This is a genomic window from Rhodobacteraceae bacterium D3-12, assembly GCA_025916135.1.
Taxonomy (GTDB): domain Bacteria; phylum Pseudomonadota; class Alphaproteobacteria; order Rhodobacterales; family Rhodobacteraceae; genus JAKGBX01.
This window is the reverse complement of record CP104793.1, coordinates 1,086,884-1,106,847: the sequence shown is the minus strand read 5'-3', so window position 1 is coordinate 1,106,847 and position 19,964 is coordinate 1,086,884. Positions and strand designations below refer to the sequence as shown.

The following is a 19,964-nucleotide window of genomic DNA, read 5'->3' as shown; positions in this document are numbered from 1 at the left end:
CGCTGCAAAAGCACGTAGCAGCCGTTCAGGGCCCAGCCCGAATAGCACCGCAGGTGCCGGGCTGTCGCCGACCCGCCCCCGGGGCGGCGATTTGGTCAGGCTTGGCGCATGCTCTTCAGGTTACAAGGCTTTGGTGGGGATAAAGTGCCACGCTCAACGGGCTGGAACGCCCCCCGCGGCTCGGCGACAGCCCTGCACAGCAAACGGCCCAAGTCACCCCGCCCGTCCCAGCATGCCGAACAAATCGCGCGGGTCATCCGGGTCTGCGATCATATCCAGATCGGTGTAAAACGCCGTGCCCTGAATGGCCTTCAACACAAACCGCAACGCGCTGAAATCCTCGATCGCAAAACCGACCGAGTCAAACAGGGTGATCTGTCGCGCATCGCGCCGCCCCGGCGCCTTCCCGGCAATCACCTGCCACAGCTCGGTCACCGCGTGATCCGCATCCAACTGCTGAATTTCGCCCTCCACCCGCGTCTGCGGCGGGTATTCCACGAAAATATCCGAGCGCAGCAAAATATCGCGGTGCAGCTCGGTCTTACCCGGACAATCCCCGCCAATCGCGTTGATATGCACGCCATCGCCCACCATGTTGTCGGTCAGGATCGTCGCATATTGCTTGTCGGCGGTGCAGGTGGTGATGATCTCGGCCCCCTCCATCGCCTCCTCGCCGCTCTGGCATGGCACAATGTCCAAACCGTACCCGGTCAGATTGGCCGCACATTTTGCCGTCGCCGCCGGGTCAATGTCATACAGCCGCACAGTGTCGATCCCGCAGATCGCCTTGAACGCAAGACACTGGAACTCGGCCTGCGCGCCATTGCCGATCATCGCCATCGTCTTGGCCCCCTTGGGCGCAAGGTATTTCGCCGCCATCGCCGAACTCGCCGCCGTGCGCAGCGCAGTCAGCAATGTCATCTCGGACAGCAGCTTGGGGTATCCGGTGTCCACATCCGCCAACAGCCCGAAGGCCGTCACCGTCTGCAACCCCTCGCGCGTGTTCTTGGGGTGGCCGTTCACATATTTGAACCCATACATCTCCCCGTCCGATGTCGGCATCAACTCGATCACACCAACCTCGGAATGGCTCGCCACGCGCGGCGTCTTGTCAAACAACTCCCAGCGTTTGAAATCCGCCTCAATCTCATCGGCCAAAGCCCGCAACATCGGCTCGATCCCGATGTGATGCACCAACCCCATCATATTCTCGACCGACACAAACGGCACATAGGCCAACTCCGAAGGCTTCAACACCATGGCTTTTCCCTTGCTCATCTCAAAAACTCCGCGTCTTGCGATCCAGAACCCGCTGCCCGAACAGGCTCGCGGTCAATTCCACCATCAGACGCGCCGTGCGTCCGCGCTCATCCAAAAACGGGTTCAACTCCACCAGATCAAGCGATGTCACCCGCCCGCTATCGTGCAGCAATTCCATCACATGATGCGCCTCGCGAAAGGTCGCGCCACCGGGCACGGTCGTCCCCACGGCGGGTGCGATGTCCGGCTCGATGAAATCCACATCCAGACTGACGTGCAAAAGCCCGTTTTCCGCAATCACCCGATCCATAAAGTTGAGCAACAAGGGCCGGATACCGCTCTCATCAATCGCACGCATGTCATGCGCCACTGCGCCTGAGGCCCGCAGCAAATCGCGCTCCTCGCCGTCAACCGACCGCAGGCCCAGAATGCACACATTCTCCGGGCGCACCGCATGCGCTAACTTGCGCCCCAAAATCGGGTCAAACCCTTCCAAGCCACAGGCAAACGCAAGCGGCGTGCCATGCAAATTTCCACTTGGCGAACTGGCCAAGGTGTTGAAATCCGCATGCGCATCCAGCCATAAAACAAACTGAGGCCGCCCAAGCTCTGCCGCCGCTGCCGCATGCCCCGTCACAGTGCCAAGCGACAGCGCGTGATCGCCGCCAAGGTAAATCGGCAGGGCTGATCCCTTGGCCAATTCATAAGCATGGCTATGCAGGCTCCGCGCCCAGCCCGCCACCTGCTCCAACGCCTTCAGATGCGCGTGCTTTGTCTTCAGCGGTCCGGTCTCTTCCGCCACCGCATCGCCCAGATCGCGCACCTCGTGGCCCAACGCCGACAGCGCCTCGACAATACCCGCCGTGCGATAGGCCGCCGGCCCCATGGCACAGCCGCGCCGCCCTGCGCCCTCTTCAATCGGGGCGCCCAATAGGGAAATCTCGGTCATGGTCGCATCCTTTCAAGATCGCGTGAAACACATCTGCCCGACCCTCGTTTCACTTCACCCCAACTTGGGGGACGGCCTTAGCTGTGGAAAAACTATCAGCCCTTGATTGCTACTGAACACTCAAGAATTGCCATATGAACCAATCAATACTTGGCATTTTGCCCATGAATACCTAGCATATCGCCATGCACATCTTTGACGACCTCGACAAACGACTCATCGCCATCCTGCGCGAGGACGGGCGCGCGCCTATCTCGAAACTGGCTGAAATCCTCGGCGTGTCCCGCGCTACGGTGCAAAACCGGCTTGATCGGCTGCTTGATAGCGGCGCGGTGCTCGGCTTCACCATCCGCGCCCGCGAAGATCACGGGCCCGACGGCGTTCACGCCATCATGATGATCGAGGTCGCAGGCCATTCCACCACCACCGTGATCCGCCGCCTGCGCGGCCTGCCCGAGCTGCGCCGCCTGCACTCCACCAATGGCAAATGGGATCTGGTCGCCGAGCTTTCTGCCGAAAGCCTTACCGATTTCGACCGCGTCTTGAACGAGGTCCGCCTGATCGACGGCATCGCCAACAGCGAAACCAGCCTGCTGCTCAGCACGGTCTGAGCCAAGCGCACCCCATCGCAGGAGCGCCCCGGACCCTCTGCGTGATGCTGCAGAAACCCCGGAACAGGCTCAAACCCAAAGCAGGCTCACCCCGCCAGCAACGCCGCGTTGCCACCCGCCGCCGTTGTGTCCACGCACAAATGCCGCTCATGCGCCACGTCGTTCAGCACCGGCATCCCGGTTATCAACGGCGTGAGCGCCCCATCGCGCGCCGCCAAGGCACAGTCCAGCGCGCGCGCCTCCTCGCCCCACCAGACCACACCGTGAATATGCGCCAACTCGCTCAACGCATCCGCCGGAACCGCGCCCTCGCTGCCCACGGCCACACCGCCCAACGCCTCGACCGCCTTGATCTGTGCCGCCATCGCCTCTGCCCCCGGCCCCATGCAAAGCACCGGCCCCCGGCTAACAAGGCTCAACGTGTTGGCCTCCCCGGTTGGCCCCGGCATCTCTGTGACCGACAACAACGTCTCTTTTTCTGCCGCCGCGCTCAACCGCGCCCGCAACTCCTCTAGATCCGCCGCCTTGTCCCATGCCTGCGCCGCACCACCGGCCGGAGCCACAGCAAACCGCGGCACGTAATTCGGCCCGCCCGCCTTCGGTCCGGTCCCGGAAAGCCCCTCTCCACCAAAGGGTTGGCTGCCCACAACCGCGCCAATCTGGTTGCGGTTCACATATAGGTTGCCAACCTCAAGACTGTCAGAAACCTCCTGCACCCGGTCATCAATCCGCGTGTGCAAACCAAAGGTCAGCCCATAGCCCGTCGCATTCACCGCCGCGATCACCTTGCCCAAATCCTTGGCCCGATAGGTCGCAACATGCAAAACGGGGCCGAAAATCTCGCGCTCCATCGCCTCGATCCCGGCGACACCAATCATCACCGGCGCGATAAACGTGCCCGTTTCCGGCGCGGCAAGCTGGTGCAAGACCCGCCCCTCCTCTGCCGCCACGGCGATATAGTCTGCAATCGCATCCCGCGCTTCGGCATCAATCACCGGCCCGATGTCATTTTGTAAAAACCACGGGTCGCCTACCTTCAACTCGTCCATCGCCCCCTTGATCATCTCGATCAGGTTCGGCGCAATGTCCTCCTGAACATAGAGACAGCGCAGCGCCGAACACCGTTGCCCCGCCGATTGAAACGCCGAAGCGACAATGTCGCGCACCGCCTGTTCCGGCAACGCGGTGCTGTCGACGATCATCGCGTTCAAGCCGCCGGTTTCGGCGATCAGCGGCGTGCCCGGCGCCATGTGTTCTGCCATCGACCGGCGCACCAGCTTGGCCGTGCCGGTCGATCCGGTAAAGACCACGCCCGCCACCTCCGGCGCACGGGTCAACGCCGCACCAACCACCTCGCCGCGCCCCGGCAGCAACTGCACCGCCGATACCGGCACGCCCGCTTCATGCATCAAACGCACGGCGATGGCCGAAATCACCGGCGTCTGCTCGGCCGGTTTCGCCAACACACCATTGCCCGCCGCCAAAGCCGCCGCGATCTGCCCGGTGAAAATCGCCAAGGGGAAGTTCCATGGGCTGATCGCCACAATAACGCCCCGCGCCTCAAGTGCTCCCGCCTCGGCCTGCGCCGCATAATAGCGCAGGAAATCAACCGCTTCGCGGATTTCACCCACCGCATCAGGCAGGTATTTCCCCGCCTCTCGCGCCAGCGCCGCAAAGATCACACCATAGTTTTCCTCGTAAAGATCCGCGACGCGCCGCAACACATCTGCCCGCTCTTTCGCGCTTGCGCCCCACGGCGCGGCATCCTCGATCGCACGCGCAACGGTGGCGCTGTCCGCCTCCGTCACCTGCGCCACCCGCGCACCCGTCGCCGGGTTCACCACATCGCGCGCCGCACCGCTCGCGTCGCGCAAAGTTAGCGGCGCGGCATCAGGCAGCGCCACCTCCCGCGCCGTTTCAATCGCCGCCAAGGTCTCCTCGTCGGTCAAATCAAAGCCCTTCGCGTTGATCCGCCCGCCCCCGAAAATATCCGCCGGGTGGCGCAACCCTTCCGGCGCGCGCGCGCGCTCCAACTCTGCAAACGGGTCCGAGGCAACCTCCATCGGGTCGACCCCCTCATCCACGATCTGATGCACGAAGGACGAATTCGCCCCGTTCTCCAACAACCGCCGCACCAGATAGGCCAGCAAATCGCGATGCGCGCCCACCGGCGCATAAATCCGGCACCGCCCGTTGGTGTCGCTCAGCACAATGTCATGCAGCCGCTCGCCCATCCCGTGCAACCGCTGAAACTCAAACGCCCGGTCCCCGGCCATCTCAAGGATCGCGGCCACAGTATGCGCGTTATGGGTGGCAAATTGCGGGTAAATCCGGTCGGAATAATCCAACAATTTCCGCGCGTTGGCGATATAGCTCACGTCCGTCGCCACCTTCGAGGTGAACAGCGTGAAATCCTCCAGCCCCTCAACCTGCGCCAGCTTCATCTCGGTGTCCCAATAGGCGCCCTTGACCAGCCGCACCATGATCTTGCGGTCCAACCGTTCGGCTGTTTCATTCAGCCAATCAATCACCGCGCCCGCGCGCTTGCCATAGGCCTGCACCACCACGCCAAAGCCGTCCCATCCGGCCAACTCCGCGTCCGACAAAACCGCCTCGATCACCTTCAGCGATATCACCAACCGGTCCTGCTCCTCGGCATCGACGTTAAGCCCCATGCCCGCCGCCTTGGCCTGCCGCGCCAGATCGCGCACCACCGGCACCAGCTCCGCCATGACCCGCGCCTCCTGCGCCACTTCATAACGCGGATGCAGCGCCGACAGCTTGATCGAAATCCCCGGATTGGCCTCAACCGCCCCCTTGGTGCACGCCTTGGCAATGCCCGCAATCGCATCCTTATACGCCTTGGCATAGCGCGCCGCGTCGGCCTGCGTCATCGCCGCCTCACCCAGCATATCATAGCTATAGGTATAGCCCTTGGCCTCCATCTTGGCGGCCCGCTCCAGCGCCGCGCTGATGCTCTCGCCCAGCACGAATTGCTGGCCCATCTGCTTCATCGCCTGCCCCACGGCGACGCGGATCACCGGCTCGCCCAACCGCTTGATCGCCCCGCGCAGAACGCCCGCGATCCCCGGCTTCTGATCGTCCAACACCCGCCCGGTCAGCATCAATGCCCAGGTCGACGCATTCACCAGCGATGACGACGCCTCCCCCAGATGCTTGCCCCAATCCGACGGCGCCACCTTGTCCTCGATCAACGCATCCATCGTCTCGGCATCCGGCACCCGCAGCATCGCCTCGGCCAGACACATCAACGCAACCCCCTCGCGGGTCGACAATCCGTATTCCGCCAGAAAATGCTCCATCAGCGACGGCTTCGCCTCGCCCCTGATACGCCGCACCAATTCCGCCGCACGCTGGGTGATCGCGCCCCGATCCTCTGGCCCAAGATCGGCCTCTTTCGTTAGCCGAGCCAAAACCTCGGCCTCGGGCGCGAATTTTGCGGCATGGGTGAAACGGCGGGTATCGGCGGCGGTCATGGCATCACTCCTTATGCATTCCCACCTAAATACCCGATTGCAAATAGACGGTGCGCCTTTAAACACCTAATATATAGGTCTAATCGACTAAAATTTTCACGGAAAACAGGCCATGAACGCAGACCTCGACGCAATAGATCGCAAGATTCTCTCCGAACTCTTGCATGATGCCCGCATTCCCGTGGCCGAACTCGCCCGCCGGGTCGGCCTCTCCAAAACCCCTGTGGCGCAACGGGTAAAACACCTCGAAGACAGCGGGCTGATCACCGGATACCGCGCCATGCTCTCCCCGATCAAGCTCGGCCTCACCCATGTCACCTATGTCGAGGTCCGCCTGAACGACACCCGTGAGGCCGCTTTGTCCAGTTTCAACGCCAAGGTCCGCGACATCCCCGAGATCGAAGAATGCTATATGATTGCCGGCGGTTTCGATTACCTGCTCAAGGTCCGCTCCCGCAATATCGAAGAATACCGCCACATCATGGGCGAGAAGATATCGGCCCTGCCCTTCGTCAGCGCAACCTCAAGCTATGTCGCAATGGAAGCGGTGGTCGAACAATCTCTGGTCAACCTCTGAGGGGGAGCAAACCCGCCGCCTGCCCCACCGGCGACACCAAAATCTGACGCGCGGGCGCTCTTGGGCAATGTCTGGCGCTCTCGCGCCAAGCAATCCCCGGTCAATGCCTGAACCCGGACAAGCGATGCGCCGCGCTCTGCGCCTTTGACACGCTTAAATCTGCGGCCTCTGGCTTGGACACCCCTGCGCCTTCATACGCCTGTCGCGCCGCCACTCCCGAAACACCCCGCTCCGGTCCCGGCCCCACATCACCCTCTTGCTGCATCGCCCGCATGTCCGGCTTGAAAAACGTGTGGCACCCCCGCCCCCTGTGTTTGGAGGCATAAAGCGCAAGATCCGCATCCGCCAGCATCTGCGCCGCGTCCGGCCGCGTATAATCTTCCGACAAAACAGACCCGCCGCTGGCCGAAACCTGACAGAGCTGATCCCCAAAAGAAATCGGCATTTCCAGCTCTGCGATGATCCGCAACGCCACCGCTTCCAGCCGTTCAGGCCTCACCAGCCCGTCAAAAATCAGAACGAATTCGTCGCCGCCAACACGCGCCACACTGTCTTCGCGACGGGTTGCGCTGACCATAAGTTTCGCCACCTTCTGCAACACGAAATCACCCGCAGCATGGCCCAATGTGTCATTCACCTCCTTGAAATAATCAAGGTCGATATGCATCAAGGCAAAGGGACGATGCGCCGCGATCAACTGGCCCAGAATGTGGTCCATCGCCCGGCGGTTCTTCAACCCTGTCAACGTATCGGTATAGGCCTGCTCCTCTGCCGCGATCTTGGCGCTTTGCAGTTGTTCGTTCAATTGCCGTGACGCCGCCATCGCCGCCGATTTCGCCTCCACAAGATAGAGCATTTCGATCGCCAGATCGGTCGCCGCAAAATCCGCACCTGACAACGCGTATTCCTTCACACCCTCCAACAGCGAAATGCCAAAGGACAGGTTGATCAACATCCCATCCTCGCCCGGCAACGGCACCAAAACCCCCTTGAATGAGGTCGCCGGTGAATCGCGAAATTTCAACCGCAGCTTCACACCGCTCGACGCCAAAAGATCCGCCATGCTGCGCGCGTCGCGCGGTCGGCGCAGCTCGAACAGCTCAAAAAACTGCCGCCCCACCAACGGGTCCATCGGGCGCATTTTCTGCAAGGTCGGCCCCGCATGGCGAATATGCCCCGTCGGCTCGACAATCACATGCATCGGACAGATCACATCAAGACATCTGCTCATCTGCGCCGCGGGGAGCACACCCCCGCCCGCATCATGACCACCCTCCGGCTCCACTTCCGCAACACGGCCACCCTTGGGTTCGGTATTCGACATCTCCCGGCTCATGCGGCCCGGCCCCGCGCCGCAGCACTCTTGCCGGACATCGCCGATCTTCGCTCCGCAACCACCGCGCTCCCCGCGCCCAGCTCAAAATCGCGCCCTTCGGCAAACCCCGCCTCAACAAGGGTGATCGTGATCACCTCGCGCCCGCCATCCCCGCCATTATGATCCAGCAGAACAAGCGCGCCGTAATCATCCGCCAACGTCCGCAACACCCCGATCAACACATGCCCATACCCCGCCCTGCGCGCGTTTACCGTCAGGGTAAACCGATCCGGCGCATGTTCGCGCAAATCCAGCTGTGGCAGGTCCAGATCGGAAACAGCAAGCCGCGCCCAATCAGGAAGATCATCAAGCGAATGCAGGAATTCGACGAAATCATCGCCGCCAAAGCGCAACAACCGCCGCACCGCCTCTACATTGGGGTGGCTCACAAGATAGGTGCCAATATCCTCAAGCACCTCATCACGCGGCTTGCCAAGATCGCAACTCACGGCGTCCAGCGCCCGAAACGTCAGAGCATCCTCATAGATCAGCATCGCCTCAAAGTCGGCAAAGCCCAAATCCGCCGCAAGCCCGATGCGCGCCCATACGGCGTCACCATAGGTATCGCTCACAAAGCTCTGGATCGTTCGGTTGATCAGCCCGTGCATGGTTTCCGGCCCGCCTGCATTGCCCTTGGGCGCAGGATGGCGGCAAAACCCTTACAAAACCTGAACAAATCCAATTGTAACGGTTTAAATACCGGGTTTTGGACGCCCGGCCCTCAACAAAACAGCCCTCAAAACCCCAGCCCTCAAAACCCGGACAAAGCGCCTCAAACCTGGCTCAATGCCCGCCCAAAATGCCTGTGCGCACCGAATAATTGACCGCCAATTCGTAATCGGGGTCGTCATCGCTATCCACCACCAGATGCCCGGCGCGTGACAGCAGCCGGTGACAATCGCGGCTGAGATGGCGCAGCTGAAGCCGCTTCCCGGCGGCCTCATATTTCCCCGCAATCGCCTCGATCGCCTGCAACGCCGATTGATCAACAACGCGGCTGTCCTGAAAATCAACGATCACCATCGCCGGGTCATCTTTGACGTTGAACAATTCGCCAAACCCTTCGGCCGACCCGAAAAACAGCGGCCCTTGGATCTGGTAAACCCGCGCGCCTTCGGGGGTCTCATGGGTCACGGCATGGATCCGCCGCGCGTTGTTCCACGCATAAGACAGCGCCGAAACGATCACCCCGACCACCACGGCAATCGCAAGGTCATAGGCCACGGTCACCACCGTCACCAACAGCGTCACAAACGCATCGTTCAACGGCACCCGCGCCAGCGTCTTGATCGAATGCCACGCGAATGTGCCGATCACCACCATGAACATCACCCCGACCAAGGCCGCCAGCGGGATCTGCTCGATCAACGGGCTCGCGATCAGGATAAACGCCAGCAAAAACAACGCCGCCGCGATCCCCGACAGCCGCGTGCGCCCGCCGGATTTGACGTTGATCATCGACTGCCCGATCATTGCGCAACCGCCCATGCCACCGAAAAATCCGGTCACCACATTGGCCCCGCCCTGCGCGATGCACTCCTTGCTCGCCCCGCCGCGCTCACCGGTGATTTCCCCGACAAGGTTCAGCGTCAGCAAGCTCTCAATCAGCCCGATCGCCGCAAGGATCACAGCATAGGGCAGGATGATGTAAAACGTCTCAAGCGTCAGCGGCGCAAGCGCGCTGCCGTAAATCCCCATGCCCTCGCCAAACGGGTTATGAAAGCTCGGGAAACCGCCCTTAATCTCGGCCAAATCCTTGACCCGCGGCACGTCCAGCCCCGATACGATCACCACCAGCGCCACAATCGCAATCCCCGCCAGCGGCGCAGGCACCGCCCGCGTGATCCGCGGCATCACCCAGATCACCAGCATGGTCAGCGCCACAAGACCCAGCATCAGCACCAAGGGCGTGCCCGAAAGCCATACGCCCCCGCTCATCCCGTGACCGTCGTTCACCATGGTCCCCGGCACCTTGAACTGGCCCATCTGCGCCAGAAAAATCACAATCGCCAGCCCGTTGACAAAGCCCAGCATCACCGGATGCGGCACCAGCCGGATAAACTTGCCCCACTGCATGACCCCGGCAATGATCTGTAGCACGCCCATCAAAACGACCGTGGCAAACAGATACTCAACCCCATGCGACGCCACCAGCGCCACCATCACCACGGCCAAGGCCCCCGTCGCGCCCGAAATCATCCCCGGACGGCCACCGAAAATCGCCGTGATCAGCCCGACAATAAACGCTGCATAAAGCCCGACCAGCGGATGCACATCCGCGACAAACGCAAAGGCCACCGCCTCGGGCACCAATGCCAACGCAACGGTCAAACCGGCCAAAACCTCGATCCTGATGCGCGTGGCATTCATCGGCTCCTTCGGCATTCGGCGCAAGTCGGGAAAGTCCAGACGGTTGGCGATCTGTGCGAAAAAGCTGGTTCTCATGGGGCGTCCTGTGGCTGTGCTATATGGCTCGGCGCGCGCTTGGCGCGTGCAGCATTTCAAGGGCGCGTCTAGCGCTCCTCGCCGCGTTTGACCAGAGCGTTTCGCTCCAAGCCGCCTTGCAGCACAGGAAACCGGCCGCTCTATGGCCGCTCTATAGCGGTATTGCCCGCCAAACCAGCGCCCCATGATAGAGGCCAAGCCCGAAGACCGCGTGGGTCATTACGCTGCGCCACCGCGCCCCCCACGGATTGGGAAGCCGTGACGCCGCAATCCCCATGCCAAGACCCGGTTGCGTCGTGACCCAAGGCAAGATCACCGTGGCAAGCCCATAGGTAAACGCAGGCCAAAGCACCGGCGCGGCGAACCACCCCGCCCCGACGATCCCCAAAAACCCAATCGCAAGGCCGATCCCGACAAGGTAATGAAACGCCCAGCCCAATGGCCGCTCAAACGGCACCGGGGCCGACGCGGTAATGGCCTCATGCACGAAACGCCCGCGCACAACATGCCCCAACCATCGCCCGAACATGGCCCAATCAAGCGCCGGTTCTTTCATCATCCGCGCCCGAACCATGCCAAAAACATCAAGGATCACGGTCGCCCCAATGCCCACGCCCACCGCTTGCACAATTGCTTCCCCGTTGCTCTGCCAAATGCTCTGCCAAATTCCGATCATGCGCCTCTCCTAGCTTGCGTTGCCCTGTTCACCGTCGCAAACTGCCACTTCAAGCCAACTTGAGGTCAAGATGAAACTTCTCGATATTTCCCAAGTCAGCGCCCGCTCCGGCTTCGCCGCCTCGACCTTGCGCTATTATGAAGAGCGCGGGCTGATCGAGTCGCTGGCCCGCAAAGGTCTGCGGCGGCAATATGACTCCAACGTCCTCGACCGCCTCGCCCTCATCACAATGGGGCAAAGCGCCGGTTTCTCGCTCGATGACATCGCCGTCGCCTTTGTGGGTGACGATCGCTTCGACCTTGACCGTGACCTCCTGCTGGCCCAGTCGGACAAGCTGCGCGCGCAGGTCAAACAGCTGTCCCTGCTCAGCGACATTCTCGAACATGTCGCCAATTGCTCCGCGCCCAGCCATTCCGAATGCCCCTCTTTCCGGCGCATGATGGATGCCGCGCTCAGCCACCCGAAAAATAAATCCGCGAAAAGTCGCAAATCTACAGCCAAAAGTTAACGATTCGCCGCCCCCGCCACGCCATCTCCCCCGGCAGCCGGGAGTCAGCCGGATGTCAGCCGAGAGTCACCCCCCTTCAGCGCCCCTCACATCCCGGTTAACACGCCGCACGCCACCTTGCCTTTTGCCCCCACCCGCCGCACTAATGCGCCTAGGTTTGCGCAGAAGAGGGCAGCATGACAGAAACGATGATCGCCGTGATCGGCGGCTCCGGCATTTATGACATCGACGGGTTGGAAGGCGCTGAATGGAGCACCGTTGAAACCCCTTGGGGCGCCCCGTCGGATCAGGTTCTGACCGGGGTTCTGGGCGGCGTCAAAATGGCCTTCCTGCCGCGTCACGGGCGCGGCCATGTGCACACGCCAACCTCGGTGCCCTACCGCGCCAATATCGACGCGCTCAAACGCATTGGCGTCACTGACGTGATCTCGGTTTCGGCCTGCGGTTCCTTTCGCGAGGCCATGGCACCGGGCGATTTTGTTGTTGTAGATCAATTCATTGATCGAACCTTCGCGCGCGAAAAAAGCTTCTTTGGCCCCGGTTGCGTCGCCCATGTCAGCGTCGCCCACCCGACCTGCCCGCGCCTCTCCGCCGCCTGTCTAGAGGCCGGACGCGACGCCGGGATCACCATGCACAATGGCGGCACCTACCTCGCCATGGAAGGCCCGCAATTTTCCACACTGGCCGAATCCAAAATGTATCGCGAACATTGGGGCGCGGATGTGATCGGCATGACCAACATGCCCGAAGCCAAACTCGCCCGCGAAGCCGAGCTCTGCTATGCCTCTATCGCCATGGTCACCGACTACGACAGCTGGCACCCTGAGCATGGCGAAGTCGATGTGACTGAAATCATTGCCACTTTGATGGGCAACGCCGACAAGGGCCGCGACATGGTGCGCCGCCTCCCCGCCCTTCTCGGGGCTGATCGTGCGCCCTGCCCGCATGGCTGCGACCGCGCCCTCGAATTCGCCATTCTGACCGCGCCCGAAGCGCGCGACGCGGCGCTTGTTACCAAGCTTGACGCCGTCGCCGGACGGGTTCTTAACTCCTGAGAAACCATTGGAGAGTTACCATGCCTCTCGACCTCTGGCTCACCTTCGTGGCCGCCTCGACCGCCCTTCTGCTCATTCCCGGCCCGACCGTGCTGCTGGTGCTCAGCTATGCGCTCTCTCAGGGGCGGCGCGTGGCCGTGGCCTCGGCTTCCGGCGTCGCACTTGGCGATCTGATCGCGATGAGCGCCTCTCTCGCCGGACTTGGCGCTCTTGTGCTCACGTCGGCCGCGCTCTTTACGGCCACGGAATGGATCGGCGCGGCCTATCTGGTCTGGATGGGGTTGAAACTGCTGCGCGCCGGCCCCTCCCAAGGGCTCGTGCCGCCTGATGCACCTGATGTAATTCGCGCGCGCTCGGTCTTCTGGCACGCCAGCGCCGTCACCGCGCTCAACCCGAAATCCATCGCCTTCTTCGTCGCCTTCGTGCCCCAGTTCATCCGCCCCGGCGCGCCGATCCTGCCGCAGTTCACCATCCTCATTGCCACCTTCGTCACCCTTGCCGCGCTCAACGCGCTGGCTTATGCGCTACTGGCCGACCGGCTCCGCGCCACGATCAAACGCCCAAATGTCATTACATGGCTGACCCGCTCGGGCGGTGTCGCGTTGATCGGGATGGGCGTCATGACCGCAACGCTACGCCGCGCAACCAACTGAGAAGACATATGAAAACCGTCAAAGACTACATCCGCACCATCGTCGATTTCCCGCACGAAGGCATCATGTTCCGCGATGTCACCACGCTGTTTGCTGACCCGCGCGGCTTTCGCATGGCGATTGACCAGATGCTGCACCCCTATGCCGGTGTCGAGATCGACAAGGTCGTCGGGCTTGAGGCTCGCGGCTTCATCCTTGGCGGCGCGATTGCCCACCAACTCTCCACCGGCTTCGTCCCGATCCGCAAGAAGGGCAAGCTTCCCGGCCCGGTGATTTCCGAAGAATACACCCTCGAATACGGCGAAGCCGTGGTCGAAATTCACGACGACGCCATCAAACCGGGCGAGAAAATTCTGCTGGTCGATGACCTTCTGGCCACCGGCGGCACCGCCGAGGCCGGGATCAAGCTGATCGAACGTCTGGGCGGTGAAATCGTCGGCACGTCCTTTATCGTCGACCTGCCCGAATTGGGCGGTCGCAAGCGGCTCGAAGCGATGGGAATGGACGTGCTCGCCCTGTGCGACTTCGAAGGGCTCTAATACAAGGCGCGCGGCGCTCAACCGCCGGTGCCACGCCGCGTTAATCCTTTATAAGCCTCTCTGTGCCATTCATGTGCCATCCGAAACTGGCGCGATGTGGCTGCAATGAATGACAAATACGCCTTCATCCGCCCGGCGCTTGTCATTCTCTTTCTCGCCGCGCCCGCCGTGTCCCTCAAGGTGGTGAGCACTTATTCCAACGATCCATACCTGCAGCCGCTTCACATCACCAAAGAATCGCTCGCCGCCGCCGCAATGGGTGATGACTTCGACGGTCTCGCCGCGATCCGTGTCGATGTTGATTGGGGACAGGGCTTTGACGGCGCAATGACGCGGGACCGCCTTCGCCAGATGCTCAGCGCAACACTTGATGCGCAGACCGACTATTTCATGTTCAAGTTCCGCGATGTGCCGGGCAACCGGATCGGGGTCAGCTTTACAGTCGGCGCCAACCACTATGGCCCCTACCCGCCCGGCGGGTTGACCGATGGGCTGTATCTCGCGCTGACAGCACTTCGCATGACCAACAAATCAGGGAGCTAAAGCGGGGGCTTATACGTGCAATCACCCCCTTACACGCACATCCCCACGCCTATCCTCACGGCAATCCTTACGAGACCGAGCCGCCAACAGTCAGCCCGCCAATCAAGGTGGTCGGCTGGCCAACCCCCACCGGCACCCATTGTCCCGCCTTACCGCAATTTCCCATGCCCGGATCAAGCGCCATGTCATTGCCAAGCCCGCGAATATTGTTCAGCGCGGTCGCCCCATCTCCGATCAACGTCGCGCCTTTCACCGGCGCACCCACCTTGCCGTTTTCCACACGGTAAGCCTCGGTGCAGGAGAACACGAACTTGCCATTGGTGATATCAACCTGCCCGCCGCCGAATCCCACGGCCCAAATCCCATCCTTCATTGACGAAACAAGATCACCCGGCTCGGCCTCACCGCCCAGCATATAGGTGTTGGTCATCCGCGGCATCGGCGCATGGGCAAAACTCTCGCGCCGCCCGTTGCCGGTGGGCTCAACCCCCATCAACCGCGCGTTCTGCCGGTCCTGCATGAAGCCAACGAGGATCCCATCCTCGATCAAGGTCGTCTTGGAACTCGGCGTGCCCTCGTCATCAAACGACAGCGATCCGCGCCGGTCGGGAATCGTTCCGTCATCCAGCACAGTCACCCCCGGCGCGGCGATCCGCTCGCCCATCAGCCCGGCAAAAGCCGAGCTTCCCTTGCGATTGAAATCACCTTCCAGCCCGTGACCAATCGCCTCATGCAGCAGGATGCCGGGCCATCCCGGCCCCAAAACCACGTCCATCGCCCCCGCCGGAGCGGGCACCGCATCAAGGTTCACCAAGGCCACCCGCAACGCTTCGCGCGCCTTGGCCTGCCAGTCTTCCGGGTCAAGCAATCCGGCAAGCCCAAGCCGCCCGCCGCCCCCGGCAGAGCCGCTTTCGCGCCGCCCGTCCTGTTCGACAATCACCGACACATTCACCCGCGTCATTGGCCGCACATCGCGCAGATGAACCCCATCAGGGCGCAGGATTTCAATCTCTTGGCACGAGGCCGCGATCACCGCCGACACCTGCACCACCCGCGGATCAAGGCCCCGCACAAAGGCGTCGATCTCGCGCAAAACCTCAATCTTTACAGGGAATTCCGCGTCGCTAATCGGGTCCAGATCACCATACAGCCGCCGGTTCGTGGCCGCCGGCCCATCGGCCATACTGCCTCCGCCGGCCCCCACGGCAAGGCGGCAGGTGTCCACAGCCCGGCTCAGTGCCGCCTCGGAAATTTCGGTCGAATGAGCATAGCCCGCGACGTCGCCATTGACCGCCCGCAGGCCGAATCCCTCGCTCGCGTCATAGCTGGCCGCTTTCACCCGACCATCGTCAAAAACCAGCGATTCCCCCCGGCGACGTTCCAGAAAAATCTCGCCGTCATCGGCGCCATCCGTGGCCTGCCGCAACAGCTTCAGGGATTTCTCAAGGTCCAACGCCTGCTCGAACGGGCGGAAAGATAACTCTGTCATTCGGGTTCCATCCTCTCTTCCATGCCCCGGCGATTTGATCTATGTCAAAAAAAGCGTCCGTTTGCCGCAAGTGGAATTCTTGTTTCGTTGCACGGAATATGGTTACACAAGCGCGGCAAAACAACGGGTAATTCGCCAAACGCGGGCCGCCCGGACAAATGAAACGAAGACCACTCAAACCGATCAGGGTGACATATGCGACTTTTCTCCCACCTTCTGACCTTCTTGGCCACCGTTGCTGCTGCGCCTGCCATGGCTCAAACGGCCTTGGAAACCATCGGCAAACCAGTAGACGGTAAGCTCGGCTTCCAGCCCGCAGCGACCGAACTGGCCCGCGACATCCACTTTCTCGACCACATGCTGAACATCATCATCGCAGCCATCTGCGTGTTCGTGTTCGCTCTCATCGCGTTCATCATCGTGCGCTACAACCGTCGCGCCAACCCGACCCCCGCGACCTTCACCCACAACACTCCGGTCGAGGTCATCTGGACCCTCGCGCCGATTGTGATTCTGGTGTTTATCGGGGCGTTCTCGCTTCCGGTTCTGTTCAAACAACAGGAAATCCCAGAGGGCGAAGTCAACATCAAGGTCATCGGCCACCAGTGGTACTGGAGCTATGAGTATACCGATACCGAAAACGATTTCGGCTTCGACAGCTACATGATCGGCAACCCGGCCAGCCTCGACACCGATGTTCGCCCCAAGGACGCCGAGGTCACACCCTACGTGCTGGATGACACCATGCGCGCCAAGCTGGTGGATGCCGGTTTCAACAAGGACGAGTTCCTGCTCGCCACCACCACCTCGGTTGTTGTGCCGGTGAACAAGGTCGTCGTGATGACCGTCACCGCCGACGATGTGATCCACTCCTGGACCATCCCCGCCTTTGGCGTGAAGCAAGACGCCGTGCCCGGCCGTTTGGCCCAGCTTTGGTTCAAGGCCGAAAAGGAAGGCATCTACTTTGGTCAGTGCTCCGAGCTTTGCGGCAAGGACCACGCCTATATGCCGATCACGGTCAAAGTGGTCAGCCAAGACGCCTATGACAAATGGCTCGCACAAGTTGTCTCGACCGAAGAATACGTTGACGTATCGGCCGTAAACTGACCCAAGCCCAAGACCCGGCCCTGCACCACGCGGGGCCGGACCTGCCAGGAAAGCCCGAGCCATGAGCGACACCAGCATGACCGACAGCAGCATTCAAACACAGGCAAACACCGGCGACGCAGGTTTCCGTGATTTCTTTGCCTTGCTGAAGCCGCGCGTCATGTCGTTGGTTGTGTTTACGGCTTTCGTTGGCCTTGTTGCTGCCCCCCAAGGCGTCCACCCGTTGATCGGTTTCACCGCGATCCTGTTCATCGCGCTTGGCGGAGGGGCGTCTGGTGCGCTCAACATGTGGTGGGATGCCGACATCGACCGCGTGATGAAACGCACCCAAAGCCGCCCCATCCCGTCGGGCCGCGTCACCGAAGGCGAAGCGCTTGGCTTTGGCACGTTCCTGTCGGTGTTCTCGGTGGTGATGCTGTGGCTTGCCACCAACTGGGTGGCGGCGGCGATCCTTGCCTTTACCATCTTCTTTTACGTGGTCGTCTACTCGATGTGGCTGAAACGCTCGACCCCTCAGAACATCGTGATCGGTGGGGCCGCAGGGGCCTTCCCGCCAATGATCGGCTGGGCCGTGGCCACCGGTGGCATCTCGCCCGAGTCGCTGCTGATGTTTACCCTGATCTTCATGTGGACCCCGCCGCATTTCTGGGCGCTGGCGCTGTTCATGAAGGCCGACTATCAAAAAGCCAACGTGCCGATGCTGACCGTGACCCATGGCCGTCGCGCGACCCGCACGCATATCCTTGTCTACACCATCCTGCTGACCCCGATCGCGCTCGGCATTGCCGCCACCTCGATCGGCGGGCCGCTCTATCTTGCCACGGCGCTGGTGCTCAACACCCTGTTCCTGCACGGCGCTTGGACGATCTGGAAACGCGACGAGGTTCAGGCCCAAGCCGACGACTACCGCACCGAAAAAAAGGTCTTCGGCCTGTCGCTTCTCTATCTGTTCGGTCATTTCCTCGCCATTCTGGCCGAGGCCATGCTCAAAACCTATGGCATGGGAGGCTGGTAAGCACATGACAATCAAAGTCGAACACGAGCTTCACAAACGCCGCCTTGGCCGCAATGTCGGCCTCGCGCTGGTGCTGATCGGCTTTGTTGCGCTGATCTTTGGCCTGACGCTGGTCAAAACCAAGCGCGGCGATTTTAACGTCCAACCCGAAGCGGGCGCACCGCAACAGGGAGACAGCTGATGGCGACAGACCCTAAAAACACTGACTCTACCAAGATGGACCCCAAGAAAAAGACCCTCGCGATGACGGTCGGTGTCGTTCTTGTCATGGGCGCGCTGGCGTGGGCCTCAGTGCCCTTCTACGACTGGTTCTGCCGCGTCACCGGCTTTGGCGGCGTGCCGCAAACCGCCGATTCCGCCAGCGACAAGATCCTCGAACGCACGGTCAAGGTGCGCTTTGACGCCTCACAGGCCAAAGGCTTCGGCTGGGAATTCAAACCCATGCAGAAGGAAATGGAGCTGCGCATCGGCGAAACCGGCCTCGCCTTTTACGAGGCGCACAACCCCACCGACCGCCCCATCGCCGGTCAGGCCAGCTATAACGTGACCCCCTACGAGGCGGGCTATTTCTTCAACAAGATCGAATGTTTCTGCTTTACCGAACAGGTTCTGCAGCCCGGCGAACGGGTCGAAATGCCCGTGACCTTCTATGTCGACCCCGAAATGGTCGATGACCGCGACGCAAAATTCGTGCATACGATCACGCTGAGCTATACTTTCTACGAAATCGACCTGCCTGCCGATGACAAAACCGCGCAGCGCAAGGATCGCGAACCAATCGACAACAACCAAGCCTCCAACGAGGGATAATAATGGCGCACGAAAAAAATCACGACTATCACATTCTGCCCCCGTCGGCCTGGCCCCTGCTGGGCGCTCTGGCCGGGTTCATCCTGCTCTTCGGGTCGGTGCTCTATTTCCACGACGTAACGCCATGGGTCATGATCCTCGGCTTCCTCTTCGTGTTCTACGTCATGTATGGCTGGTGGGCCGAAGTGGTCCACGAATCCAACACCGGCGACCACACCGAAGTGGTCAAGATCGGCCTGCGCTACGGCGTTGTGCTGTTCATCATCTCCGAAGTGATGTTCTTCTCGGCTTGGTTCTGGACCTTCTTCAAACACGCATTGTATCCGATGGGCCCGGAAAGCCCGATCGTCGATAGCGTCTGGCCCCCGCAGGGATCGAAACCTTTGACCCGTGGCACCTGCCGCTGATCAACACGCTGATCCTGCTGTGCTCGGGCATGGCCGCAACATGGGCGCACCACGCGCTGGCCCATGAAAACAACCGCAACGACATGAAATGGGGTCTGATCCTCGCCGTCGTTCTGGGCGTGTTCTTCACCATTCTGCAGGCCTATGAATACAGCCACGCGCAGTTCGGCTTTGCCGGCAACATCTATGGCGCGACCTTCTTCATGGCGACCGGCTTCCATGGCTTCCACGTTCTGATCGGCACGATCTTCCTGCTGGTCTGCCTGCTCCGGCTTCAGGCCGGTCACTTCACCCAGCAAAGCCATGTCGGCTTTGAGGCGGCGGCGTGGTACTGGCACTTCGTTGATGTGGTCTGGCTCTTCCTCTTTGCCGCGATCTACATCTGGGGCGGCTAAGCAGCCCGATATGCGAACCGCAAGCAAACGCTCCTCCAACCGGCGGGGCGTTT

At 61.4% G+C, this 19,964-nt stretch carries 19 protein-coding genes and 1 pseudogene; 12 read left to right on the top strand and 8 right to left on the bottom strand.

What is annotated here, in order from left to right:
- Positions 1 to 213: 213 nt before the first annotated feature.
- Together N4R57_05525 and rocF are read right to left on the bottom strand one after the other, a co-directional pair.
- A complete protein-coding gene (locus N4R57_05525) occupies positions 214 to 1,260 on the bottom strand; it encodes an ornithine cyclodeaminase (protein ID UYV39514.1) in 1,047 nt (348 codons plus the stop codon).
- 19 nt (positions 1,261 to 1,279) lie between these two features.
- The gene (rocF, locus tag N4R57_05520) at positions 1,280 to 2,209 is read right to left on the bottom strand and encodes an arginase (GenBank protein UYV38528.1); all 930 of its coding nucleotides are present in this window, start codon (positions 2,207 to 2,209) and stop codon (positions 1,280 to 1,282) included.
- Between the two features lie 185 nt (positions 2,210 to 2,394).
- Here rocF and N4R57_05515 point away from each other — a divergent pair, with 185 nt between their 5' ends.
- On the top strand, positions 2,395 to 2,820 hold the full coding sequence (locus N4R57_05515) for an Lrp/AsnC family transcriptional regulator (protein ID UYV38527.1): 426 nt from the start codon (positions 2,395 to 2,397) through the stop codon (positions 2,818 to 2,820).
- 86 nt (positions 2,821 to 2,906) lie between these two features.
- Here the strand turns inward: N4R57_05515 and putA are convergent, their stop codons facing one another.
- Entirely contained in the window at positions 2,907 to 6,317 is a 3,411-nt protein-coding gene (gene putA, locus N4R57_05510; protein UYV38526.1) for a bifunctional proline dehydrogenase/L-glutamate gamma-semialdehyde dehydrogenase PutA, read from the bottom strand.
- Positions 6,318 to 6,429: 112 nt separating this feature from the next.
- Between putA and N4R57_05505 the strand changes: the two genes are divergently transcribed.
- Positions 6,430 to 6,894: an Lrp/AsnC ligand binding domain-containing protein gene (locus N4R57_05505; GenBank protein ID UYV38525.1), complete on the top strand. Its 465-nt coding sequence runs from the start codon at positions 6,430 to 6,432 to the stop codon at positions 6,892 to 6,894.
- A 100-nt stretch (positions 6,895 to 6,994) separates the two neighbouring features.
- On the opposite strand, the gene N4R57_05500 is transcribed toward N4R57_05505, so the two are convergent.
- From N4R57_05500 to N4R57_05485, 4 genes are all read right to left on the bottom strand, one after another.
- Positions 6,995 to 8,125 (bottom strand): GGDEF domain-containing protein, encoded by a 1,131-nt coding sequence (locus N4R57_05500; GenBank protein ID UYV39513.1) that lies wholly within the window; start codon positions 8,123 to 8,125, stop codon positions 6,995 to 6,997.
- Positions 8,126 to 8,226: 101 nt separating this feature from the next.
- The gene (locus N4R57_05495) at positions 8,227 to 8,877 is read right to left on the bottom strand and encodes a heme NO-binding domain-containing protein (GenBank protein UYV38524.1); all 651 of its coding nucleotides are present in this window, start codon (positions 8,875 to 8,877) and stop codon (positions 8,227 to 8,229) included.
- A gap of 175 nt (positions 8,878 to 9,052) precedes the next feature.
- On the bottom strand, positions 9,053 to 10,714 hold the full coding sequence (locus N4R57_05490) for a SulP family inorganic anion transporter (GenBank protein UYV38523.1): 1,662 nt from the start codon (positions 10,712 to 10,714) through the stop codon (positions 9,053 to 9,055).
- A gap of 151 nt (positions 10,715 to 10,865) precedes the next feature.
- The gene (locus N4R57_05485) at positions 10,866 to 11,390 is read right to left on the bottom strand and encodes a DUF2938 domain-containing protein (GenBank protein UYV38522.1); all 525 of its coding nucleotides are present in this window, start codon (positions 11,388 to 11,390) and stop codon (positions 10,866 to 10,868) included.
- 70 nt (positions 11,391 to 11,460) lie between these two features.
- On the opposite strand from N4R57_05485, the gene N4R57_05480 reads away from it, so the two are divergent.
- The 5 genes from N4R57_05480 to N4R57_05460 all read left to right on the top strand — a co-directional run bounded on the left by N4R57_05480 (position 11,461) and on the right by N4R57_05460 (position 14,688).
- Complete coding sequence (locus N4R57_05480; GenBank protein UYV38521.1) at positions 11,461 to 11,898, top strand: MerR family transcriptional regulator; 438 nt, start codon at positions 11,461 to 11,463, stop codon at positions 11,896 to 11,898.
- 176 nt (positions 11,899 to 12,074) lie between these two features.
- The gene (locus N4R57_05475) at positions 12,075 to 12,953 is read left to right on the top strand and encodes an S-methyl-5'-thioadenosine phosphorylase (protein ID UYV38520.1); all 879 of its coding nucleotides are present in this window, start codon (positions 12,075 to 12,077) and stop codon (positions 12,951 to 12,953) included.
- A 20-nt stretch (positions 12,954 to 12,973) separates the two neighbouring features.
- Entirely contained in the window at positions 12,974 to 13,606 is a 633-nt protein-coding gene (locus N4R57_05470) for a LysE family translocator (GenBank protein UYV38519.1), read from the top strand.
- A gap of 8 nt (positions 13,607 to 13,614) precedes the next feature.
- Complete coding sequence (locus tag N4R57_05465) at positions 13,615 to 14,145, top strand: adenine phosphoribosyltransferase (protein ID UYV38518.1); 531 nt, start codon at positions 13,615 to 13,617, stop codon at positions 14,143 to 14,145.
- A gap of 105 nt (positions 14,146 to 14,250) precedes the next feature.
- The gene (locus N4R57_05460) at positions 14,251 to 14,688 is read left to right on the top strand and encodes a hypothetical protein (protein UYV38517.1); all 438 of its coding nucleotides are present in this window, start codon (positions 14,251 to 14,253) and stop codon (positions 14,686 to 14,688) included.
- Positions 14,689 to 14,755: 67 nt separating this feature from the next.
- Here N4R57_05460 and tldD read toward each other — a convergent pair whose 3' ends face one another.
- Complete coding sequence (gene tldD, locus N4R57_05455) at positions 14,756 to 16,177, bottom strand: metalloprotease TldD (GenBank protein UYV38516.1); 1,422 nt, start codon at positions 16,175 to 16,177, stop codon at positions 14,756 to 14,758.
- A gap of 195 nt (positions 16,178 to 16,372) precedes the next feature.
- Here tldD and coxB point away from each other — a divergent pair, with 195 nt between their 5' ends.
- The 5 genes and pseudogenes from coxB (at position 16,373) to N4R57_05430 (ending at position 19,911) form a co-directional block, all read left to right on the top strand.
- Positions 16,373 to 17,284, top strand: a complete 912-nt coding sequence (coxB, locus tag N4R57_05450) for a cytochrome c oxidase subunit II (GenBank protein ID UYV38515.1) — start codon at positions 16,373 to 16,375, stop codon at positions 17,282 to 17,284.
- Positions 17,285 to 17,345: 61 nt separating this feature from the next.
- The gene (gene cyoE, locus N4R57_05445) at positions 17,346 to 18,299 is read left to right on the top strand and encodes a heme o synthase (GenBank protein ID UYV38514.1); all 954 of its coding nucleotides are present in this window, start codon (positions 17,346 to 17,348) and stop codon (positions 18,297 to 18,299) included.
- A 4-nt stretch (positions 18,300 to 18,303) separates the two neighbouring features.
- Entirely contained in the window at positions 18,304 to 18,480 is a 177-nt protein-coding gene (locus tag N4R57_05440; protein UYV38513.1) for a hypothetical protein, read from the top strand.
- On the top strand, positions 18,480 to 19,109 hold the full coding sequence (locus N4R57_05435; GenBank protein ID UYV38512.1) for a cytochrome c oxidase assembly protein: 630 nt from the start codon (positions 18,480 to 18,482) through the stop codon (positions 19,107 to 19,109). Before N4R57_05440 ends, N4R57_05435 begins: the two co-directional genes overlap by 1 nt.
- A gap of 2 nt (positions 19,110 to 19,111) precedes the next feature.
- Positions 19,112 to 19,911, top strand: a pseudogene (locus N4R57_05430) (cytochrome c oxidase subunit 3).
- Positions 19,912 to 19,964: the final 53 nt, after the last annotated feature.